This is a genomic window from Ferrimicrobium sp. (assembly GCA_022690815.1).
GTDB lineage: Bacteria > Actinomycetota > Acidimicrobiia > Acidimicrobiales > Acidimicrobiaceae > Ferrimicrobium.
Genome location: JALCZJ010000009.1, coordinates 61959 through 83274, shown reverse-complemented (window position 1 = coordinate 83274; position 21316 = coordinate 61959). Strand labels below are relative to the sequence as shown.

General features: G+C 59.9%; 19 protein-coding genes. 2 read left to right on the top strand and 17 right to left on the bottom strand.

What is annotated here, in order from left to right; all coding sequences use genetic code 11:
* Positions 1–144: 144 nt before the first annotated feature.
* The 5 genes from MP439_04435 to MP439_04415 all read right to left on the bottom strand — a co-directional run bounded on the left by MP439_04435 (position 145) and on the right by MP439_04415 (position 5153).
* Positions 145–543 carry a DUF3054 domain-containing protein gene (locus MP439_04435; GenBank protein MCI2975311.1) on the bottom strand — a complete coding sequence of 133 codons (399 nt, stop codon included), beginning with the start codon at positions 541–543 and terminating at the stop codon, positions 145–147.
* Positions 544–553: 10 nt separating this feature from the next.
* On the bottom strand, positions 554–1327 hold the full coding sequence (locus MP439_04430; protein ID MCI2975310.1) for a thioesterase: 774 nt from the start codon (positions 1325–1327) through the stop codon (positions 554–556).
* Positions 1328–1410: 83 nt separating this feature from the next.
* On the bottom strand, positions 1411–3006 hold the full coding sequence (locus MP439_04425) for a long-chain fatty acid--CoA ligase (GenBank protein ID MCI2975309.1): 1596 nt from the start codon (positions 3004–3006) through the stop codon (positions 1411–1413).
* A 110-nt stretch (positions 3007–3116) separates the two neighbouring features.
* Complete coding sequence (locus MP439_04420; protein MCI2975308.1) at positions 3117–3401, bottom strand: Dabb family protein; 285 nt, start codon at positions 3399–3401, stop codon at positions 3117–3119.
* A 291-nt stretch (positions 3402–3692) separates the two neighbouring features.
* On the bottom strand, positions 3693–5153 hold the full coding sequence (locus MP439_04415; GenBank protein MCI2975307.1) for an MFS transporter: 1461 nt from the start codon (positions 5151–5153) through the stop codon (positions 3693–3695).
* Positions 5154–5482: 329 nt separating this feature from the next.
* Between MP439_04415 and MP439_04410 the strand changes: the two genes are divergently transcribed.
* Positions 5483–6766: an arsenic transporter gene (locus tag MP439_04410; GenBank protein MCI2975306.1), complete on the top strand. Its 1284-nt coding sequence runs from the start codon at positions 5483–5485 to the stop codon at positions 6764–6766.
* A gap of 149 nt (positions 6767–6915) precedes the next feature.
* Here MP439_04410 and MP439_04405 read toward each other — a convergent pair whose 3' ends face one another.
* A complete protein-coding gene (locus MP439_04405; GenBank protein MCI2975305.1) occupies positions 6916–7272 on the bottom strand; it encodes a metalloregulator ArsR/SmtB family transcription factor in 357 nt (118 codons plus the stop codon).
* Positions 7269–8690: an FAD-dependent oxidoreductase gene (locus MP439_04400; GenBank protein ID MCI2975304.1), complete on the bottom strand. Its 1422-nt coding sequence runs from the start codon at positions 8688–8690 to the stop codon at positions 7269–7271. The genes MP439_04405 and MP439_04400 overlap by 4 nt, the downstream gene beginning before the upstream one ends.
* Before the next feature lie 232 nt (positions 8691–8922).
* Between MP439_04400 and MP439_04395 the strand changes: the two genes are divergently transcribed.
* Entirely contained in the window at positions 8923–10107 is a 1185-nt protein-coding gene (locus MP439_04395) for a M20 family metallopeptidase (protein ID MCI2975303.1), read from the top strand.
* Between the two features lie 170 nt (positions 10108–10277).
* On the opposite strand, the gene MP439_04390 is transcribed toward MP439_04395, so the two are convergent.
* The 10 genes from MP439_04390 to MP439_04345 all read right to left on the bottom strand — a co-directional run bounded on the left by MP439_04390 (position 10278) and on the right by MP439_04345 (position 21231).
* On the bottom strand, positions 10278–11108 hold the full coding sequence (locus MP439_04390) for an LLM class flavin-dependent oxidoreductase (GenBank protein ID MCI2975302.1): 831 nt from the start codon (positions 11106–11108) through the stop codon (positions 10278–10280).
* Between the two features lie 426 nt (positions 11109–11534).
* Complete coding sequence (locus MP439_04385) at positions 11535–12332, bottom strand: sirohydrochlorin chelatase (GenBank protein ID MCI2975301.1); 798 nt, start codon at positions 12330–12332, stop codon at positions 11535–11537.
* Entirely contained in the window at positions 12322–12948 is a 627-nt protein-coding gene (locus MP439_04380) for a precorrin-8X methylmutase (GenBank protein ID MCI2975300.1), read from the bottom strand. Before MP439_04380 ends, MP439_04385 begins: the two co-directional genes overlap by 11 nt.
* Positions 12949–13159: 211 nt before the next feature.
* Positions 13160–14875: a precorrin-3B C(17)-methyltransferase gene (gene cobJ, locus MP439_04375; GenBank protein MCI2975299.1), complete on the bottom strand. Its 1716-nt coding sequence runs from the start codon at positions 14873–14875 to the stop codon at positions 13160–13162.
* Positions 14872–16077 (bottom strand): precorrin-6y C5,15-methyltransferase (decarboxylating) subunit CbiE, encoded by a 1206-nt coding sequence (gene cbiE / locus MP439_04370; GenBank protein MCI2975298.1) that lies wholly within the window; start codon positions 16075–16077, stop codon positions 14872–14874. Before cbiE ends, cobJ begins: the two co-directional genes overlap by 4 nt.
* A complete protein-coding gene (locus MP439_04365) occupies positions 16074–17132 on the bottom strand; it encodes a cobalt-precorrin-5B (C(1))-methyltransferase (protein MCI2975297.1) in 1059 nt (352 codons plus the stop codon). The genes cbiE and MP439_04365 overlap by 4 nt, the downstream gene beginning before the upstream one ends.
* 1 nt (position 17133) lies before the next feature.
* Positions 17134–17949, bottom strand: a complete 816-nt coding sequence (cobM, locus tag MP439_04360) for a precorrin-4 C(11)-methyltransferase (protein MCI2975296.1) — start codon at positions 17947–17949, stop codon at positions 17134–17136.
* Positions 17950–17958: 9 nt separating this feature from the next.
* Entirely contained in the window at positions 17959–19350 is a 1392-nt protein-coding gene (locus MP439_04355; GenBank protein ID MCI2975295.1) for a cobyrinate a,c-diamide synthase, read from the bottom strand.
* A 53-nt stretch (positions 19351–19403) separates the two neighbouring features.
* A complete protein-coding gene (cobO, locus tag MP439_04350; GenBank protein MCI2975294.1) occupies positions 19404–19925 on the bottom strand; it encodes a cob(I)yrinic acid a,c-diamide adenosyltransferase in 522 nt (173 codons plus the stop codon).
* Between the two features lie 61 nt (positions 19926–19986).
* Entirely contained in the window at positions 19987–21231 is a 1245-nt protein-coding gene (locus MP439_04345; protein MCI2975293.1) for a fumarylacetoacetate hydrolase family protein, read from the bottom strand.
* Positions 21232–21316: the final 85 nt, after the last annotated feature.

Here is a 21316-nt window from a genome sequence, read left to right as displayed (position 1 = left end):
GAATCATTCGCCGCTTGGGTTGCTTTGGATATCTGCTTGGCCACTGTCATTGCCTCTTGCCCCAAGAGAGTAGATGTACAATGGGTTCAACAAGGGCCAAATATTGAAAATTCCCGTTTCACAGCGACACTTTGATTAGGGACACTAGCTAGTGGTTCGTGGGTGCCAGAGGAGCCAAAGTCGGACGACGACGCGCCAACCCAGCAACGTGAGAGCGAAGAAGCCGAGAGAGACGAAGATGAAGGGCACCGCGATCCCCTGTGCCGCAATCACTCGCAAGGTCATTCCCACTGCCACCGTCACAAGCCAGACGATTATCGCTGTCCAACCCAGTACGGATCTCCAGTGGCGTGTCACAAGCCAGCCAACAGCGACACCAACGGCAAATGGCCAAGCCGTCTTTAGAACGCCGCGAAGATCGTCGACGTGACCATGGACATCGCGTCCAATTACAACGAAGATCAACACCGCCACGATGTCGATGAGTATCAGCCATTTGGCGTGCGCCAGCGGGACAGGTGACGATTGGACAAGACGCTGCATCGATAGTTTCCTAGCCGTGCGCCCCGGTATGGCCAGTGGAATTAATCTCGGCGAGACGAACGACAGAGGAGGTCTGGCTCGCCTGGGAGAAGCAGATCGTGATGGCGGTGTCGTCGCGCCAGCAACGATAGTCGACAGGGTCGGGAGTCTGGAGGGCATCGTGAAATTCGATCGTGATTGATCGGTAGGGGACCGCCTGCGAGGCAGTGCCTCGTTTTGTTGGAGCGAGTAGCTCCTCGACGAGCGCAAGGTGGACCGCATTGTTGACGTGATCGACAATATCAAGGTCAGCGTAACGCAATGAGAGCACTCCACTGGCTGTCGATTTGCCACTGGGCACGGCGAGCTCAAAGCGTGGTTTAATGGTCCGTCCGGCAGCAGATGGCCCGAAGACTTCGAGGAATCCGCGAGGAAGAGAGCGAGGAAAGCCGGTCTCTGGCATCACATTAACCCACAGCGCCTTAGCCCTACCGACATGTTGGTCACGATGATGGAGATCGCTGCGTCGCTCTGCCCAGGCCCGTCCGATGCCAGAACACCAGGTGCGCACCTTGAGAAGATCCAGGTAACGTGGCCAAGTCTCAAGATTGAGGCTCAGTCGGCGCAGAATCCAGAGCCCCTTGTCAGGGGTCGGCGAACTTTCGTTGTCCAACGTGGCGGCATCAGCTAGGATTCTGGCCAGGCCGTCGAGGCGCAGTCGCCCAAGTGGATCGCAGTCTGCGAGGAGATTTGGATGCTCGCTGGAGAAGATCCTGCCCTCGATGGGCTCCGGGGTAAATTCCACACCCCTACCCTAGTGGCCGAGTTGTGCCTGCTGGAGCCGACCTAATCGACGCTGGATACACGGTACCATCGGATGTGGCGCGATCACCCATTGCTAAAGCGAGCTCTCAGTACTTTTTTGTCGAACTTACCGACAGAGGTGCGTGGTACCTGATCGATCAGCTCAACCCTGTCGGGCAGCTGCCACTTGGGGAATCCGAGTTCGAGCAGGTATTGGTGCACCTCGGTTTCGTCGATCGTCTCCCCAGGCTTGGGAACAATGGTGGCAAGGGGTCGTTCTTGCCATTTTGGATCGCTTACGGCGATTACGGCGGCTTCGAGGACCTTCGGGTGCCCCATAAGGGCTCCCTCGAGTGCCACTGATGATATCCATTCGCCGCCGGATTTGATGAGATCCTTGGTGCGGTCGACGAGCTCGATGACGCCGGAAGGGTGCATGATGCCGACGTCGCCAGTACGGAACCAGCCATCGACCTCAAAGGACTCCTTGCCTTGTCCACCCATATAGGAGTCTAAAACCCAAGGTCCTCGCACGTAGATATTGCCCATGCTCTTCCCATCGCTTGGCACTTCGCGGAACTCGTCGTCGAGTAAGGTCGCATAGACACCGGTTACTGGTACTCCAGCCTTGGAGATGTAGTCCACCTGTGCCTGTGTCGGAGCGTTGATTAGGGCGTGAGGCAGGCGGGTGGTGGTCGCGATCGGTGAGGTTTCGGTCATGCCCCATGCCTGGAGAAGGCCAACGCCATACTCCTCCTGATAGGCGCGGATCATTGCATACGGCGGTTGGGAGCCACCACAGAGCAGCTCCTTGAGTGAGCCCAGTCCAGCACCGCTTCGATGTAGTTCATCAAGCACCCCGATCCAGATCGTCGGGACACCGGCAGCCTTGGTGACTGTTTCGGTGTTGATGAGGTCGATGACGACGCGCGGATCAAATGATGGGGTCGGAAAGACGATCTTGGAGCCTGCGGCGACAGCTCCAAAAGGCAGCCCCCAGGCATAGACATGAAACATCGGTACGATCGGCAAGACGCATTCGCTCGCTGAGAGCGCTGGTCCGTTGCCGGAACAGACCGTCATGGCATGCAGGTAGGTAGATCGGTGCGTTGCGAGCACACCTTTGGGCCGTCCGGTCGTGCCTGAGGTGTAGCAGATACCCAGAGGCGAGGTTTCTGCAATCGTGCGTTCGCCTTCGAACGGGGTTGCCTCTGCTAACAGCCGCTCGTAGGACAGAATGGGATCGTCTTTAGTCTCTGGCTCTCGGTCAAATGCGATGATCGTTCGAAGTGTCGGACAGCTTGCCTGCAACCGCATGGCGGTCTCCACCAGATCTGCGGGCACGAAGAGCGCCTGGTCTTGGGCGTCATTGACGATGAAGGTCAGATCGTCAAAGCTGAGGCGAGCATTGACGGTGTGGAGGACCCGTCCAGAGCACGGGATGGCGAAGTAACATTCAAGGTGCTCAAAGCTGTTCCATGCCATGGTGGCGACATGGGCCCCTGGGTCGAGATCAAGGCCGTCGAGCACCGTGATCAGTTGCCGGACACGCCGAGCGAAGTCTGCGAACGTATAGCGGTGCCGGGTTTGTGGGCTGCGTTGGGTCACGATCTCGGTGGATCCGAACGAACGCTCCGCATTGCGAAAAAGTAGCCAACTGTTCAGATCAACATCCATCATGGCCCATCCCCCTCTTCTTGTGCCTCCCCCTACCATAGCAAACGATTCGCTGTTAAGGGGCGCGGGTTCTTGTTGACCGCTCGCGGCCAGGGTTTGGATCGGGTTCGAGGTTAGAGTTCAAACTGGATTCGGGCAACCTCGAGAATGAGCGGGGCGAGTTCGGCGCGTAATCGGTTATGTTCCTCGTCGTTGTCGTAGCCGCGATAGGATTCGATATCTCGGAAGTCAGCGACGATCGCTAAGGTCCAGTTCCCCTCACGCAGCCCAGCGTCGAGACCGATGGTGTAGGAGAGTGTTCCTGGGCAACCTAATCCTTGCAGGCGTCTAATGAGCCCATCAAGCACGGTGGCGTCGTGGTCGGGAGTCAATTTCATCATGACAACGTTGCGAATCATGTCTTGAACCTAGTGGTACCTGTTTCTTCGTCGGGCTGGAGCGCCCTGAATCACCACTGAGCGAAGAACCTACTGTTCGGTGGGTGGCTAAGACCCACCCGTGTTGGCCGCTCCTGTCGCGATCTCAAGGGTCCGAGCGCTCTAGTTTGAGACCTGTGTGTCGTTGAGCGAATATCAGCGTGTCCAAATACGAGGGAGCACAGCTTTTGCAGACCTTGGAGGCGAGCTGTGCATCATGGCTGGTTTGGGTTGGGACCAGCCATGAGGACCTTGCTTTGCGAGGATATGGCCCTAGAAGGCCATCGCCTCGCCACCAGCAACATCGTCAGCCGGGTTTTTAAATCTCGTGACGACAATCGTCGCGATGGCGAAGGCGACGAGACCAAAGACCGAGGCTAGGCGGAAACTCATGGCCCAGCCGTGTACCTCGGCGATGACGCCGACCACGGCGGGCGTGAGTTGGTGGTGCACGATAGCACTCTGGAGCGATCCTGCTCGGCGCCGGGTCGCGGAAACCGCGATCGTCACGAGCACCGAGAGGCCAATCGTGCCGCCGACCTGTTGGCCGACATTGACTAGTGCTGAGGCCATGCCTGCTTCTTCAGGCTTGACGCCGTGCGTGGCTGTGGGGAAGATGGAGACGAACGAGAGCCCCGATCCAGCTGACATGATCAACAGGGGAATGAGGATATCGACGTAGCTGCTATGGGGGCCGATGAAGGAGAGGAGAAACATAGCAACCGTGATGGCTAACCCACCGAACATCATGAAGATCTTTGGTCCCAGGCGATGCAACGAGCGTGCAGCAACTTGAGCAAAGAAGATGATTCCAAGGGTCATCGGCAAGAATGCGAGCCCGGTCTTCGTGGGTGAGTAGCCCATGACCTGTTGCATGTACTGGGTAAGGAAGAAGAAGATGCTATACATGCCGGCCATCACGAACAGGATCATGCCGATTGCACCGGCACGATCGCGGCTCTTCAAGATGACAAAGTTGATAATCGGAGCCGTGACGTGACGCTCAATTACGACGAAGACGACGAGCAGGACGATGCCTACGAGGCCTGGAATGACGGTCGATGGGGTCGTCCAGGTATGCGACGAGGCATTGATAATGCCGTAGACGAGGCCAGCCAGACCAGCAGTTCCGATCAGTGCTCCGCCCAGGTCGATCCTGGTACGCACTCTGGTGCTCTCTTGGAGGACTTTAGGTGCGGTGTAGGCCAAGAGGATAGCGATCGGAGCGTTGACGAAGAAAACCCATCTCCAGGAGACATACTGGGTCAAGACACCGCCGAGCAACAGTCCAATGGCGACACCAGCCACTGAGACCGCTGAGTAGATTGCAAAGGCTCGTCCTCGTTCCTTTTGCTCGACGAAGTTGGTCGAGATCAAAGCAAGAGCGGTTGGCGAAGCGATGGCAGCACCAATGCCCTGGAGGGCACGTCCCGTTAGCAGCCATGTTGCCGTGGTGGCTAGACCGCCGAACAGGCTTGCACCAGCAAAGAGCAGAGTACCGATAGTGAACATCTTGCGCCGGCCGAAGAGGTCGCCTGAGCGTCCACCCAACAGCAGTAGGCCCCCAAAGACCAGGGTGTAAGCGTTGACGACCCACGCCAATGACGAGGGAGTGAAGTGCAGTGCGGTATGGATGGATGGAAGAGCGACGTTGACGATAGTGAGATCAAGGGTGATCATCAACTGGGCCCCCGCGACCACGGCGATCGCTAGGTTGGTGCTCCGACGTGACATATTGCTCCTCTCGGGTGGTTAGTGTTGCGTATCAGATTTAACGCTCAGCTAAGAACTTTGTTCCTGGAAATAGTTTACAGTTGAAAATCAATTGCTGCGCGGTTCTGATCGATGGTGCTGTGGTGGAGCCCCCGGCTGGTCGCTGCGAAGGTGCGCTAGGTCGAGCACTGCCGTGCCGATATGATCGGGTATCGTCGAAGAACGATTAACTTGTAGGACGAGGGTGGGATTGGCAGACCGGCGCCGGTGTGCGATCGCCATTGGTCTCGGCAGGGCCGATTGTGGGAGGAGTTACGGACTTGGTGTTGCATGGAGATGTCTTGACATTCGTGGCGGTCGTCCTGTTCCTCGTGACGCTCCTGCTGGTCGTCTGGCAGCCACGGGGTCTCTCGATTGGCATCTCGGCGCTTGGCGGAGCGATCGTCGCGCTGATCGTCGGTGTGGATCAAGTCGCCAACGTGGCGACCGTATGGGGCATCGTGTGGAATGCCACGATAACTTTTGTGGCGATCATCATCGTCTCCCTGATCCTGGATAGGATCGGGTTCTTTGAATGGGCGGCACTGCATGTGTTGCGCTTGGCCAAAGGCAGTGCCATTCGCGCCTTCGTGTACCTGCTGGTTCTTGGAGCGTTGGTGGCATCGGTGTTTGCCAACGATGGGGCCGCGCTGATCTTGACCCCGATCGTCTATCAGCAGACACGGGCGCTTGGCTTCGATCGTCGCCGGGCTTTACCGTTCGTGATGGCGGCTGGCTTTATCGCAGATACCACCAGCCTTCCATTCGTTGTGTCGAATCTCGTAAACATTGTTACCGCCACCTTCTTCCACGTAGGCTTTATCACCTACACCTCGCGGATGGCGCCCATTGATATCGTGTCGTTTCTCGCAAGCCTGGGAGTGCTCCTCCTCTACTACCGGAGGTCGTTGCCACGAAGCTACGATCATCAATCGCTCGCACAACCCGCAAGTGCAATCCGTGACCGTCGGCTGTTCCGGGTAGGTTGGATCGTTCTTGGAGTCCTACTGGTTGGATACCTCTTCTCTGAGCCGTTTCATTTCCCAGTATCGATCCCCGCCTCAGTAGTGGCACTGATCTTCCTGGCGGCTGCGAGCCGCTCGAGTGTTCTCTCCAGTCGCGCGATTCTTCGGGAGGCGCCGTGGCGTATCGTCGTCTTCTCGGTGGGGATGTACCTGGTGGTATATGGCCTTTATAACGCCGGCTTGACCGCCTACCTATCGCGCGGGTTGGCCCGCGCGAGCCACCACGGGGTGGTCGTTACCTCGCTCGTTGGTGGATTTGGTGCCGGCATCCTCTCGGCGATCATGAACAACATGCCCACAACGCTCATCGGCGCCCTCTCGATCCGGGGAGCCCATCTCGTCGGTGTCGCGCATTCGGTGGCCGTCTATGCCCTCGTGGTTGGGGCGGATATTGGTCCTAAATTTACGCCGATCGGGTCGTTGGCAACGCTGTTGTGGCTCCATGTTCTTGACACCAAGGGAATTAAAATTACCTGGGGTCAGTACTTTCGACAGGGTATCGTGCTGGCAGCGCCGGTGCTCGCCATCACCCTGCTTGCGCTGGCCGGTTGGATACTCGTCCTGCACTGAAGGACACTGACACTCGGTGTTTGTTCAGATCGGCTCAGGTCAGCCTGCGATTGAGGAGCGGAGTCGCTCGTCGGGTGGATGACAAGCGAGCGACCTGCTGGCGTCGACGCCGTTGTACTGGTGCCAACTACTCGTCAGTAAAGATGGCGCTAGAGTTCGGCTACCGCTTGTTTGAATGCCGTGAGCATGCGCTGGTTGATACAGTAAGAAGTTCTTGGGCCCTCGATCTCCCCCTGGATGAGCTGAGCTTCGCGCAGAATTCGCAGGTGCTCTGAGATGGTGGACTGCGCGAGCGGGAGCTGGGCGACTAAGTCACCGGTTACGCAGACTCGCTGTTCGCTGAGGAGGCGAATGATTTTCACACGCGTCGGATTGCCGAGCGCCTTGGTGACCTTGGCCAACATCTGGTCATCGATGCGATCAATGCTATCGAGGTCGATGTCTGGCGCTTGACAGCTGGCGACGTCGAAGACGTCCATCGGAGCGCGAGATTTGGCTGGGATCATGGGACGATTCTATCGTGCGAGGGCGAGGCCAGCCGATGTGACCCATCGCCGAGGACACTAAGCCATTGGCTGGCCGCCATTTGAAGTGCATCCCAGGGCGTTCCAAGGGGAGGGGTATAGGCCAGATCGAGCGCCAGCAGATCATCGATGGTCATGGCGCCATGAAGAGCCAGCGCTGCGACGTCGATCCGTTTGTGTGCAGCCCCGGAGATTGGACCGAGCATCGCGACGCCGAGGAGCCGATGGGTCAGGCGATCTCCAGTGATCGTGATCGAGAGTGTCTCAGCCCCCGGATAGTAGCGCTTGTGATCGTCAGCGCTTGCGAGAACGGTCAATGGTGTGAAGCCCACTCGCTCAGCCTCTGCCTCGGTCAACCCAGTGCGCGCAATGACCTTTCCAAAGACCTTGACCACCTGCGTGCCCACGACTCCCATGAACTCCTCGCTGGTGTCCCCCACTGCTTGGGCCCCGGCGATCCTTCCCTGCTTGTGCGCGGTGGTGCCAAGTGGGAGGTATGACTCACCGAGCATTTGGTGATGGGTGATCACACAGTCACCGGCGGCGAATAGGTCACTCACTCCCGTTTGCATCCGACGGTCGACCCAGATGGCTCCGCTGGTTCCCAGTCGTGCGCCAGCTGCGACGGCGAGTTCGGTATTTGGGCGCACCCCGGTGACGACGATCGCGATCTCTGCGGTGAGCGGACGAACCTGGCCGGTGAGTGCATCCACGGTCGTGACGCTGATCGATCGATCGTCGACGCTAATGGAGGTGGCCAAGGTATTGGTTGAGAGCTCGACGCCGTTGGCGGCAAGCTCGTTGGCGAGCAGCGCCGCCAACGGTGCATCCACCGTCGCAAGGATCTGGGGTTGAGCCTCGATCTGTTGGACGTTGACGCCGCGAGTTGTCAGGCCATCGGCCAGCTCGAGGCCGATGTAGCCGGCGCCAATCACCACTGCCTGTTTCACCGAGCTGGCCTCGAGTCGAGCCATGATGGCTCTGGCGTCAGCGATGGTGTGGACAAAGAAGACACGATCGCCGCCACGGGCAACATCGAGGCCCGCGATCGGTGGTGCAATCGGTACCGCTCCGGTCGCGATGACAAGCCGATCCCAGGCGAGTTCATCGACGGCCCCCGAGGCTTCGCAGCGCACGCGGTGGCGTTGTGTGTCGATGCCGGTGACCCGGGTGTCGAGGCGGAGTTTGATTCCCAGTGCTTCAAGGTCGTCGCGAGAGCGATGGGCGAGATCTGTCCAGGCGTGAACCTCTCCTGAAAGGTAGTACGGGATCCCGCAGATCGAGAAGTTTGGGTAGGCGTCCTCGGCGATGACTGTCACCTCCACCGTTGGGTCAAGCTCAAGAGCGCGAAGAGCCGCTGAAATGCCAGCATCGCTGCCTCCCACTGTCACAAGTTTCATCCTGCTCCTTTGGGGCCCAGGCGATCTGCTGCTGGCGACACCCCGGGCCATGAGGGTGAACAACCGGCCATCGTCGATATACGATGACTCCACGCTAGATCGTATCTCCTCCCTGTCGCACACCGTGTCTAGTAACCACACAATTTGTGTCCGAGTGCTTTCAGGGTTGCACCGTGCTTTCTAGGCTAAGAGAGCGGCACATGCTGGCGTGCAAGAGCGAGAGGGGAGATCGATGACGAAGGTAGATGTAGAACGGTTATTAGACGAGGCGAAGGCGTTGGATCCAACGGTGATCGAGATTCGGCGAACAGTTCATGCTCACCCAGAGCTTGGGCTCGACCTTCCGGTAACCCAACGGCTTATCCTTGATCGTCTTTCGGCCCTGGGTGTACCAGCCACGCCTGGTACCGAGGTCTCCTCCGTCGTCGGTCGCATCGATGGGGTGCAGCCTGGTCCCACGACGCTCTTGCGGGCCGATATGGATGCCCTAGCACTAGTGGAGGAGACGGGACTTCCATTCGCGTCTACGATTCCAGGGGTCATGCATGCCTGCGGGCACGATGCCCACGTAGCCATGTTGCTCGGAGCCGCAGAGCTGTTGATGGCTCACCGCGACGACCTGCACGGCTCAGTCGTCCTCGCGTTTCAACCTGGGGAGGAGGGGGCGGGAGGTGCTCGTCGCATGATCGAAGAGGGTCTCATGAGCCAACCGCCAGATCGCAGCTATGCCCAGCACGTGATCACCAACATCGAAAGTGGCCTCATCGCAACGCGGAGCGGCCCAATGATGGCATCTGCTGATGAATTTCTCATCGCTCTGACTGGTCGAGGGGGTCATGCTTCGGCTCCGCATGAGGCGCTTGACCCGATCCCCGTCGCAGCCGAGCTCGTGCTCGCTCTTGAGGTGGCGCTCACCAGACGGGTGAGCGCCTTCGATCCCGCCGTGCTAACAGTCGGGCATATCGATGCCGGCACCACCTTCAACATCATCCCGGAGGTGGCAAGGATTCGAGGAACCTTTCGCACGTTGTCGGAGGAGACGCGAGCTGAGGTGCTTGCGTTGATCACTCGGGTATCCTCTGGCATTGCGCAAGCCCACGGCGTCGAGGTGGACGTCAGTTTCCCGATGGAGAGTTACCCGGTCACCGTCAACGACGACGCGGGCGCCAAGCGCGCTCTTGAACTGGCGCGTGCGCTGGTTGGTGATGACGGTGTGCAGAATATGGCGACCCCAGTCATGGGGGCCGAGGACTTCTCCTACATGCTTCAGCACTCGCCTGGCGCGATGATCTTTTTGGGCGTGGCGCCGCCAGGAGTGAGCCAACCGGCTCCGAATCACTCCAACCGGATGATGGTGGATGAGGCGGCATTGCATCGCGGCGTTGCCCTGCACGCCCTGCTTGCTCTCGCCGATTAGCGGCTCATCGATGTCTGAGAATTGAGGACCCCCGCAAGCGTCAGTTGTCGTCGGGCCAAACGTTCCTGGCGTCACAGGGTGCGCGCATGCACACCCATGACACGACGCTCTACCTTGGTTGGCGGGTTCCCGTGGCCTGCGACCGACACCGGCAGGCCGGGATCACCTAATTAGGACTTACCTGCTGGCCCTTGGGCGACGACCTCACGGATCGTTGCGGCGTCTGGGCCGAAGGCTCCGAAGGCCTCGAGGATCCACGTGACGCCGTGTGCTTTCAGTTGACCGGCCTCGGCCTGGGGATCACTAGAGCCCGACATCGCATACCGGACGACGAGGTCGAGGTCGTCGCCGGCAGGCCCAAGCGACGCACGGATCGTCGATAGGTCATCGAGTTCGGGCATCACCGGTGGTTCTGGGGTGTGAAAGATCGGAAAATAGCCTTGAAAACGAGCTGCTCTCGTCAATGGTTTGCGGTTCGGCCAACGGCCAGCTACCCAGATAGGGACTGGTTGTTGCAGGGGCCGAGGAAGAAATGCTGGAGCATGCACTTGGTAGGCGATACCGTCAAAGTCCACCGGCTCGCCAGTGGCAAACCTTCGGAGCAACTCGAGCGATTCGTCGAGTTGTTGCGCACGGTCCTTTGGGTCGACGCATTCGTTGAAGGCACTAAACTCATGCCATCCATCATCCCCGAGCCCAACTCCAACGACGAGCCTTCCACCACAGAGGATGTCGAGGGTCGCGATCTGACGCGCAACGACCCAGGGTCGCCGTCGTGCAAGTGGGGTCACCATGGCTCCAATGCGGAGCCGACTCGTTGCGCTGGCAATTGCCGCCATCGTGATCCAGGGGTCGCCAACGGCGAAACCGGGTTCACTGAGCATGTGATCCCACAGGAAGATGCCATCCCAGCCGGCCTGCTCAGCGGTGACGGCGAGCTCGACAACGGCTTGAGGGTCAGCAAACTCATGAAACGGTGGAAGGAAGATTCCAAACTGCATCTTTAACTCCTTGTCTGCGGCAAGCCACTACAGCACTGATAACGATTGACGACGAACACCCGAGTTGTTGCGCTCCAGCGATCGATAACCGAGTCGATCAGCCATGATTGGTGTTGCACCAAGTTGTGGCCGTTGGTGATGTGGGCACCGATGAGCGCTGCGATCGGGTCGGGCTCGTGAACCGGCCGTTGAGGGCGGCCGGGACGTGGGCCAGCGGTCGGGAATCGATCGATGGTGTGTTGTCGATTACATGGTCGATTACACAGCCGACTGACGGTTGGATCTCGATCCATGACCGTGGCTGTTGTGAGCCACGCCGTGTGATGGCCACGACGGCGTACGACTGAGCATGGTTGGCCCCGTTGGCGGTCGCGATTGATCGCTTGCGTAGCAAGATGGTTGTGGGTACTCGCATCGATTCAGAACCTAGGCGGAGGTACCCAGCGGTAGTGTGGTGCGGCGGTAGAGACAGGTATCACAGCTGGTGCGGACGTGTTCTCCGGATACCTCGCGAATGCGCAGCCACAGGGCATCCAACACCAAGGGGTCAGGTCCGAATTCAGCGCTGACGGTAATGCGATGACCGGTGTCGGCCCCCCAGCGAAGAGCTTCTTCGGCGATCCGATCGAGCAGCACGCCGTGGAAAAGGAAGTATGGTGCAACCACGATGTGATGAGCACCGAGCTTGACGAGCTGCTCGAGCCCCGCCGTGACGGTCGGCGGCGCCAGCGAGATAAAGGCGGTCTGGGTGATTGGGTAGTCTCTGGCCTCGGTAATCAGTCGTGTTATGGCATGCAGTTCGGCGTTCGCGGTGGCATCAGTTGATCCGCGGCCGACGACCAAGATGCCATCGGCATCATCGGAGACGACATTGATGCGTTGGTTGAAGCAGTCCAGGAGTTCGTTGTTGGTTCCAAGATCTGAGGCGAGATGGACGCTGATGTTGGGCCAGTTGGCCCGCACGTGACGCGCCAACTCGGCGGCGTCATCTTTCAGGTGTCCGGCCGGCAACAGAATGACCGGTGCAATGATGAGGTCGCTGATGCCGCTGCGCGCCAGCTCGTCAGCGGCCTCAAACATCGACGGTTGGGCGAGCTCGATAAACCCACCCTGCACCTGTCCGTCGAAGCGTTGACGTGCGAGATCCACCAGCTCAAGGAACTGGGCCTGTCCATGTGGGGATTTTGTCCCGTGACCCATCAACAGCAATCCATTAGTGTTCAAGTCGATACTCTCCTCTTGCGATGCGCACGAGCGCGTTCACTGTGGCAGAGGCCATCGGTGACCCTCCACGCCTCGAAACGGAGGTGATCGAGGGGATCGTCGAGTGACGCAAGGCGGCCTTGGACTCAACCGCATCGACAAAACCAACCGGCATGCCGATGACTGCGAGTGGGGTCACTGCTGATGTCAGGGCGAGCACCGCCCGCAATGCCGTGGGTGCGGAGCCGATGGCGATCAGCGGGTTACGGCCGACGTTGGCCTCGAGCAGTGCTTTCATGCCTCGGTAGGATCGTGTTTGGGTGGCACCGAGTGCTGAGCTGGTAACGGGTTGACCCTCAGTGGCGCTGGCGGCATCGATGGCGATCAATGGCTCCAGGCTGGGGATGCCGACAGCGACCATGCGGACGTCCACGATGATGGGTACCTGGTGGCGCAGTCCCCAAATCGATCGCTCGATCGCCTCCTCGTCGATCACCAGATCGTTGATGATCTCGATGTCTCCAGTAGCGTGGATGATGCGTGCCGCGACTTCGGCAGCTTCGGGTCCGAGGTATCGAAAGTCGACCTCGCGCTGGATGCGAGCGAAGCTCTCGAGTTCGATCGGTGAAACACTCATCGAGGTTCGTCCGTGCTCGGTAATGCCCGCTGCTTGTCGGTGGGAGAATCGAGAACGACGATGGCGCCAACAGGACAGATCTCGACACAGTCACGATGGTCACCACATCGATCACTCATCCACAGTGGGGTGTTGGGATGCGGGCGCAGGGCGTGGGTGGGGCAGGTGCTGATGCAGGCGCCACAGCCGGTGCAGGTAACGTCGATCGTGATCATCGCTGTGCCTCGTAACCCCGCGGGGTGTAGAGATAGCCGTGGTTGCTCGTCGAGGTGGTGGCACCGACGATCACAATCGTCTCCATGTCAACGGTCTCGATATCGAGCTCTTCGAGGGTGCTAACAACACTGCGTGCCCCTTGTCGCTCGACCCGCGATGCGATCAACACCGGTGTGTGAGGGCCACGATACTGCCCGATGATGGCGAGAGCCTTTTCGAGCTGCCAGGTGCGTTGTTGCGAACGAGGGTTGTAAAAGGCGATGACAAAATCGGCCTGTGCGGCAGCCTCTACCCGAGCCTCGATGGCGCTCCAGGGTGTGAGGAGGTCAGATAGTGAGATCATCGCGTGATCGTGGCCGACGATCGCGCCGGTGGCCGCTGATGCCGCATAGGCAGCTGTGACCCCAGGGATCATGTGGACAACGAGGTCGTTACTGAGGCGTTCGATCACCAGCTGTGCCATCGCATAGACCGCTGGGTCCCCCGAGGTGACGAGGGCTACGCGGTTACCACGGTTGGCGAGTTCGATGGCGTCAAGAACACGCTCGACTTCACGGCCGATGGGGTAGGCCTTGACAATCTGGCCACGCTCTACCACCGGCTCGATCAACTCGAGATAGCGATGAAAACCAATGAGGTACTGCGCTCGGCGTATGGCCCCAAGAGCTCTGGGTGTCAACAGATCGAGTGAGCCGGGGCCAATGCCGACGACCCAAAGCGATCCTCGAATCCGATGTCGTCGGGCGATCGCTACGGTTGCTTTGGCACTCTTGGTCTTTGCGACGATGAGCTCTGCATTGGCTCCGCTTGCGAGGAGGGCCGCCGCCTCTGCGACCGAATGTGTCCCGACGCTCTCGTGGACGATGGCGGACGGGTTTGGGGCTGCGATTGCATCGAGCTCCTCGGCGCTAAAGCCAATGAGCTCTCGCTTAAGCGAGCGAAGGGCCGGATGATCGAGCCTGGTTCTGATCGTGGCCACGCGGTCGATGGCCGCTGGATCGAGGCCGGCCTGGCCCATGGTGGTGTCGATAAGATCGTTGATCTCGTCGGCGGTCACGTCGCTCGAGCAGCCCAGGCCAACGGTCAGGGTGGGGAGCACACCGCGCACGTCTCCGAGGTCACCATCGTCGATGCGGTCACTGACGACCAGGTTGATGGGGTTTGGCCCCTCGGTTACCAGCGCCGAAACGGCGTCAGGCAACTCCAGCGCTGTTGGATTGAGCATCGTCAACCCCGATCCTCGATTCAGCTGAGCCTGGATCGAGGCAGCGATCCGCCCCGTGATGATCGACGGTGCCTGATCGAGGGCGACCACGTCGTTGGTCCTCGAGGCGGTGGTGATGACCGCGGTGGCGCCGAGATAGTGGGCCACAAGGCTGGCAAGCCCCTCGCCGCCATGATGAGCACCGGCGAGGACGGTTGCGAAGTTCGCCCCCTCGTCGACGGCGACGACGGCTGGGTCATCGTGCTTGTTGGTGAGGGTCTCGGTGAGCGCACGCACCACGATCGGGTAGGCTGCCACGACGACCACCGCCCGATGTGTCGTGAGGGCCTCGACAAGGTCGGCGAACTTGGCCCATTGATGCACCCGAAAGCCCAGATACTCAGCGAGGCCGTGTGGCGCGCTGTTGAGCGCGATCACGATGCCGTTGGCGATCGGCTCATTGGACGAGTTATCCGTTGGACCGTTGGTGCGAGGCGTGGCGCTCATGCGCGCCACGCCAGATAGATCGGCGTTTGGGGCACGAGCCGAGTGCCATCTGCTCCAAGAGGTGTTCCGTGTGCAACCTGAATCATCGAGAGATTGCCCAGCAAGCGCTCGGCGGCTGAACCACGATGGATATCGGCATAGCTCGCCACGATTGGGGCGTGTTCATCGATGAGACCGAGCGCATGATGGAGTGCCGAGAGTCCGCCTCCTCCTACGATGGCGGCGTCATAGCTGGCGGTGACTGCTTCTACTGGTTGGTCCAACACTGTGGTGCAATATCCTAATGTCTTCGCATTCTGGCGGACCATCGCTGCCCGATCTGGTCGTGGTTCGAGCTGGGTTAGGCGCAGGTCAGGGCGTAGCCGAAGGAGTGTGAGACCAACGACGCCGCTGCCAGCACCCACCTCGAGAATGTTTGCGCCAAAAGGTAGACGATCGGGGTCGAGTCTGGCGATGAGTGCCAATCGAACCTCGAGCTTGGTGAAGTTTGACCCGTCGGTGACGAATTGGTCATCGCGGAAGATGCTACTGCTAGGTGCTCCCCAGACGACGGTAGGGGTGAGCGATGTGGCCTTGCGTTCGATGAACACGACGGATCCGGCACAGGTCGTGAAGCATCGAGCCTGGTCGAGGCTGAGTGAAGAGATGGTCTCGTGCTCGGTGGCTAGGTCACTGGCGATGGTGATGTTGAGGGCATCGACATCGAATGACAGATCCATGAAGAGCTCGGCGAGACTCGTGTTTGGGGGGGCGAGGATCGCAACGGCTTGCGTATGGTGGTTACTGAGTGCCAGTTTGGCCTGTGCCAGGGCGGCGAGATGATCACGACCGACAAGGGAGACGATCTCAACGTCGTCCCAAGGTCGACCAAGGTGTGCCGCCAACATGGCGATGGAGCTTGGACCAGGCAGGATCTTGAGTTCGATCTCGCCTAGTTGGCGTCGCAATACCTTGGTGATCCCGAAGAAGTTTGGATCACCACTCGCGACGACCGTGCAGTCGCCTACGTGTTCGCCAATGGCCTTGATAGTCGTGGCAAACGGTGACGTGAAGTCGATGATGGTCGCTTTGGGGGCGAGCATTGCGAGCGTTTGGCGAAGTTCTTGGCGCGCAAAGATTGTTCTCGATGCCGCCAGGGCTTCGAGCTGTTGGTTGGTCAGGGTGCTCGGTTGGTTCCCGAGCCAGCCCACAATGGTGATCACGGGGTCAGTCTATGGCTCGCGACCACGAGCAGGGAGTCAAAGTCGACCATCATGACTTCGACGGGGATCCGTCGCCCAACGGTCTCAAAACAGGTCTGCGCAGCCTGTCGCGTCAATTCAGCCAGTGGACGGAGATCGCCTTCGGCGACGCAGCGTTCGTAGAAGTGGCGGGCGGTGGTCGTTTCGGTTGCGGCGTCAATGAGTGTGACGCTGGCCCCGACCGACTCGGCTGCGGCCGCGAGCACTGAGGTGTCAACGTGTGCACGGTGAAAGTGGGTCATTAGCAGTCCCTGAGCGAGCTTGGCGACCTTGCCGACCATTCCGATCCAGGTGATCATCTCGGGATCGGTCGAGGCGGCGCGCTTGAGGGCGACGCCACTGTAGTCACCGACCTCGACGATTGCGACAGGATCGAGGTTTGGAAAGAGGTTGAAGGCCGCGGTTTCGGTTCGCGAGCCCGTGACAAGGACGATATGGGTCGCTCCGTTGGCGGCGGCGACATCGATCTGTTGGACGATACTGGCTCGATAGGCCGCGGTGGAGAACGGCTTCACGATGCCCGTGGTGCCGAGAATCGAGATCCCCCCCAGGATGCCGAGTCGGTCGTTGGTGGTTGCGCGAGCCATCTCCTCGCCGCCGGGTACTGAGATCACCACCGCCAGCCCTCGCTTGGTCACTTCCCGGACGGCCTCGGTGATCATCCGTCGGGGGACCGGGTTGATCGCAGCCTCGCCGACGGGCAGGCCGAGGCCGGCCTTCGTGACGATCCCCACCCCCTCCCCGCCGCTGATCAGGACATCGTCGCCATCGATCAGCGTTGCGGTGGCACTTACGTGGGCCCCATCCGTGCAGTCTGGATCATCGCCAGCATCCTTGATGACGACTGCACGCCCAGACTCGTCGCGCTGTACCGCAAACTCAACCCGTTGCCCTTTGGGAAGCGTGATGGCGACCACATTAGGGGTAGTGCCGGTGACACAGGCGATGGCCGCGGCCTTTGCAGCCGCCGCAGCACAGGCACCTGTGGTGTAGCCAGAGCGGAGGCGCTCATTCACATTAGCGAACCGATCGATTGGCGCGTCGCTTGGCACGGCCACTGGTCGTGCCTGGATTGGACCGGGAGCGGAAGCGATGCGAGAAGTTTGGTGAATACAGGTGAGAGCGTTGGATATTCGTCGCGGTGAGGACATCGCCGACCAGGACAAGCAGGGTCCTCTTGGCGCCGAGCTCGTTGACGGTGGCGACAAGTTCGCCGATGGTCGTCATCGCTACCTGCTCGTCAGGCCACGTGGCTCGCACGACCACGGCACACGGCGTCGTCGTATCAAAGCGGGAGCCATCGGCGAGCAGTCCGTCGACGATGCGCTGGGGGTGGGCACCCGAGAGCAATACCGCAATGGTGCCGCCGAGCTGGGCATAACGGGCGAGTGACTCACTCTCGGGCATCGACTGAGAGGTGCGACGAGCGACGCGGGTGGTCACGACCGATTGGGCGACTTCAGGAATCGTCAGCTCACGTCCGACAGCGGCAGCCGCGGCCGATATCGACGTCACGCCCGGCACGATCTCGAATGGTCGATGATTGGTTTCGCACCAACTGATCTGCTCTTGGATGGCTCCATAGATCGAAGGGTCTCCCGAATGGAGGCGAACGATGCGCCGATCGGGGTTGGCTTCGAAGACCTCAAGGACGTCCTCGAGTGTCATCTCGGCGGAGTCCATGCAGACACCGTTGGTCCAGGCGAGCATCTCTTCGGGGATGAGCGACGAAGCCCAGATAACGATATCGGCATCGCGAAGACGAGCCTGACCGCGGAGAGTAATAAGGTCCGGCGCGCCGGGGCCCGCTCCGACAAAGCTGATGCATTCCATGGGATCATCCTACCCGCGTGGTGCACGATTGGCGTGGAAGCTGGGCTTACGATCGACGATTGAGCTTGCTGCACGTTGCACAAGGGAGTGCGCGAGGTCCACATCGGCCCCAAGGTGCCAGTGGAGATAAGAAGAGACCATCGATTGATTCGCAAACCCTGCCCTCCACGTGCGGCGGGCAGTGCGCAGGCTGAGGCCCTGGCCGGCTTCATCGGAACGGACCTCATCGGAACGGACCTCATCGGAACGGGCATAGTGAAACTCATGCGCCGGCAGCTCTGGTCGGTTGACGAGCGAGAGAGGCGATGCCTGTGGTATGAGAACCTGGCGGTATCCAAGACTCAGTTTGGTCGAGATAGTCGATTTCAGGGGAAGAACGCCCACCATTGGCCTGCCATTGAGGCTTTGGCCAAGGAGGAGATGCCCGCCGCACTCAGCGATGATCGGCACTCCCATGTCGACGGCGCGACGGAGGGCAACATGCAGTTGTTGATTAGCACTGAGCTCATCAAGGTAGTGTTCCGGGTAGCCCCCATGCAGCCAGATCAACCCTGTCTCGGGAGGGATGGAGGCAACGCGTGGATCAAAGCCGACGACGTCGCCGCCGGCCTCACGAAGTAGGTCGAGGTTTTCAGGGTAGATAAAGCTCGCCGCTGGGCCCATCGAGTAGGCGATGACTGGCCGCGTTGACAACGGGGCTTGGGTGGCTGCAGGCAACGAGGGGCTTTGTGTAACAATGCGTTCTGCTCGCGCGATCATCGGCTCAAGTTCGACGGCGGTGCGAATCACCTCGCCGAGGGTGTCCACCCATCGACGGGTCTCGGCTGGGTCCTCTTCGGCGGTTCGCAAACCAAGATGACGAGAGTGCCGGGTGGGGAGCTCATCGTTACGGATGACCCCGAACACTTCAAGCCCGATGCTGGCCATCGCCTGACGGATCAATGCCTCATGCGTGGTGCTCTTAATGTTGTTGAGAATTACGCCAGCGATCCTGAGGTCGGGGTCGAGTGAGCTATAGCCAAGTGCGATTGCTGCAGCCGACTGTGAGAGATGGGCACAGTCGGTGACAAGGATCACCGGAAGGTTGGTTAGTCGCGCGACGTGTGCCGTCGATCCCCATGACGTCGAAGTCCCCGGGGCCGATGAATCTTCCTGAAGGTCAGGCAGGTCGGTGCCGTCAAAAAGTCCCATGACCCCTTCGATGATCACGAGATCGACATCTCGGGCGGCACGATCAAGGCTGGCGGCGACACCGCCCCCCCCAGTGAGAACCGGATCGAGGTTATAACTTGGCCGCCGCGTGGCGACCTCGTGGAGATGGGGGTCGATGTAGTCGGGCCCGACCTTGGCCGCACCGACACGTAATCTGGCGCTAAGCGCTTTAAGAAGTCCAAGGGTGATCGAGGTTTTGCCGACCCCCGATGCCGTTCCGGCGATGATCAGCCCTCGCGCGCTCAGTATTCGATCCCCTTCTTTGCCTTGATCCCCTGATCGTAGGCGTGCTTGATCTTGCGCATCTCCGTCACCGTATCGGCGACCTCAATCAAGCCTGGGGTCGCTCCGCGACCGGTGATGACGATATTGGTACGTGTCGGTCGCTCGCGCAGGGTGTCGATGACCGCCCTTTCGTCAATCCAGCCGTAGGTGATAGCATAGGTGAGCTCGTCGAGGATGACGAGATCATACTCGTCGGAATCGATCCTGGTCTTGGCGAGGTTCCAGGCCTCCTGCCCGAGGTGTGCCGTGGTCTCGAGATCGTCAGACTCCCAGGTAAAGCCGTCGCCAAGCGTGTGAAATTCGATGCCAAGTTGGTCGGCGAGCTTTCGTTCACCGGTTTTCCACTTGCCACCCTTGACAAACTGAATGACGACGACGTGCCAACCCCGGGCCCAGCCACGGCTCATGACCCCGAAGGCCGCCGACGACTTGCCTTTGCCTTCTCCAGTGTTGACCAATAACCGCGAACTTCGTTCCATGTCTTCTCAGCCTAGGACCGCCCGGCAGTCGGCTGGTACGTCCAATCGCCTGGCGTGATGCTTATCCTTGGCCGACGATGGTGCCACGCACCTCACCAAGACTAAGGCGGTTCCCACGAAGTGATGGTGCGCTGGCTCGAATGGTGACGGTGTCGCCATCGTCCAAGAAGCTTCGGGTGCTGTGATCCGACAGCGTCAGTGGCTGACTCCCTCCATTGGTGAGCTCGATGAGGGATCCATATTGGTTGGGATGTTCTCCGGACACCGTTCCAGATGCGAAGAGATCACCGACGCGAACGTCGGCACCGTTGACGGTCTGGTGAGCGAGCTGCTGCCCGGGTGTCCAATACGTCGTGGCAAAGGGAGGGTGAGAGATCAAGGTGTTGTTGAGCTCGACCTCTAGCTCGATCGCCAGGTTCCAGGGGTCGGTGTCAATCAGGTAGTCCGCCGGGAGGGGATCCTGGATAACCGGCGTGGTTCTCGCGCTGGTCAGCGCCTCAAGCGGTGTAACCCAGGCGCTGATGCTGGTGAGAAAGGATTTGCCGAGAAACGGGCCGAGCGGTTGATACTCAAAGCTCTGGATGTCGCGAGCACTCCAGTCGTTGACGAGTACGACGCCGGCGACATAGTCGAAGAACTCCTCGGTTTTGACCGCTGTTCCAAGTGTTGATGTTCTCCCAACCACAAATCCTACTTCGGCCTCGATGTCGAGGCGTAGTGAGGGCCCAAAGACACACTTGTTGTCGACGATGCGCAACCCAAAAGGTCTTCGAACTGGGGTGTCACTGACCACTACGGTTGAGCTACGTCCGTGGTAGCCGATTGGGAGGTGACGCCAGTTTGGGGTCAGGGGATCGCCATTGGGCCGAAAGAGTCGCCCAAGGTTGGTTGCGTGCTGGAGCGATGAATAGAAGTCAACGTAATTCTTGCATTCGATCGGGAGCAATAACGTCACCTCCTCGATGGACCGGAACGCAGGGCCGAGGCGATCTTCGATGACTGTTTGTGTGGCCAGTGTGCTGATACGGTCACGGAGTCGCGCCATCGCGTCATGCCCTGTGGCAAAAAGGGCATTGAGCGAGTTGGCATGCCAGGGGTCGTCAATGCGATCGGTCGGATGCGCGGTGGTGGTGTCGGTCAAGCCGAGGTTGACCCCGAGGTCCCCAAGCGCTGCCAAATCGATGACGGTGTCGCTGACGCGGGTGACGACGTGACCAGCTTGATTATCCGTGCCACGCATGATGGCGAGTGGCAGATGGTCGAGTCCATACCCGGTCTGGGCGTGCGTATTGATGTCAAGGTGCATAGACCGTTAGCCTAGCGAATGGGCGCATCCGTGGTTGAAGGATCACCAATCGTTCGCGCTACGATGGAGTCGCCGAGAGGAGGTC

Bases quoted from the DNA above. Each gene is read 5' to 3' on its own strand.
- MP439_04345 (MCI2975293.1), bottom strand. From the start codon at position 21,231: ATGCACCTTGACATCAATACGCACGCCCAGACCGGGTATGGACTCGAC.
- cobJ (MCI2975299.1), bottom strand. From the start codon at position 14,875: ATGAGCGCCACGCCTCGCACCAACGGTCCAACGGATAACTCGTCCAAT.
- MP439_04400 (MCI2975304.1), bottom strand. From the start codon at position 8,690: ATGAAACTTGTGACAGTGGGAGGCAGCGATGCTGGCATTTCAGCGGCT.
- cobM (MCI2975296.1), bottom strand. From the start codon at position 17,949: ATGGAATGCATCAGCTTTGTCGGAGCGGGCCCCGGCGCGCCGGACCTT.
- MP439_04425 (MCI2975309.1), bottom strand. From the start codon at position 3,006: ATGATGGATGTTGATCTGAACAGTTGGCTACTTTTTCGCAATGCGGAG.
- MP439_04380 (MCI2975300.1), bottom strand. From the start codon at position 12,948: ATGAGTGTTTCACCGATCGAACTCGAGAGCTTCGCTCGCATCCAGCGC.
- MP439_04415 (MCI2975307.1), bottom strand. From the start codon at position 5,153: ATGTCACGTCGGAGCACCAACCTAGCGATCGCCGTGGTCGCGGGGGCC.
- MP439_04405 (MCI2975305.1), bottom strand. From the start codon at position 7,272: ATGATCCCAGCCAAATCTCGCGCTCCGATGGACGTCTTCGACGTCGCC.
- MP439_04435 (MCI2975311.1), bottom strand. From the start codon at position 543: ATGCAGCGTCTTGTCCAATCGTCACCTGTCCCGCTGGCGCACGCCAAA.
- cobO (MCI2975294.1), bottom strand. From the start codon at position 19,925: ATGGAACGAAGTTCGCGGTTATTGGTCAACACTGGAGAAGGCAAAGGC.
- MP439_04395 (MCI2975303.1), top strand. From the start codon at position 8,923: ATGACGAAGGTAGATGTAGAACGGTTATTAGACGAGGCGAAGGCGTTG.
- MP439_04420 (MCI2975308.1), bottom strand. From the start codon at position 3,401: ATGATTCGCAACGTTGTCATGATGAAATTGACTCCCGACCACGACGCC.
- MP439_04390 (MCI2975302.1), bottom strand. From the start codon at position 11,108: ATGCAGTTTGGAATCTTCCTTCCACCGTTTCATGAGTTTGCTGACCCT.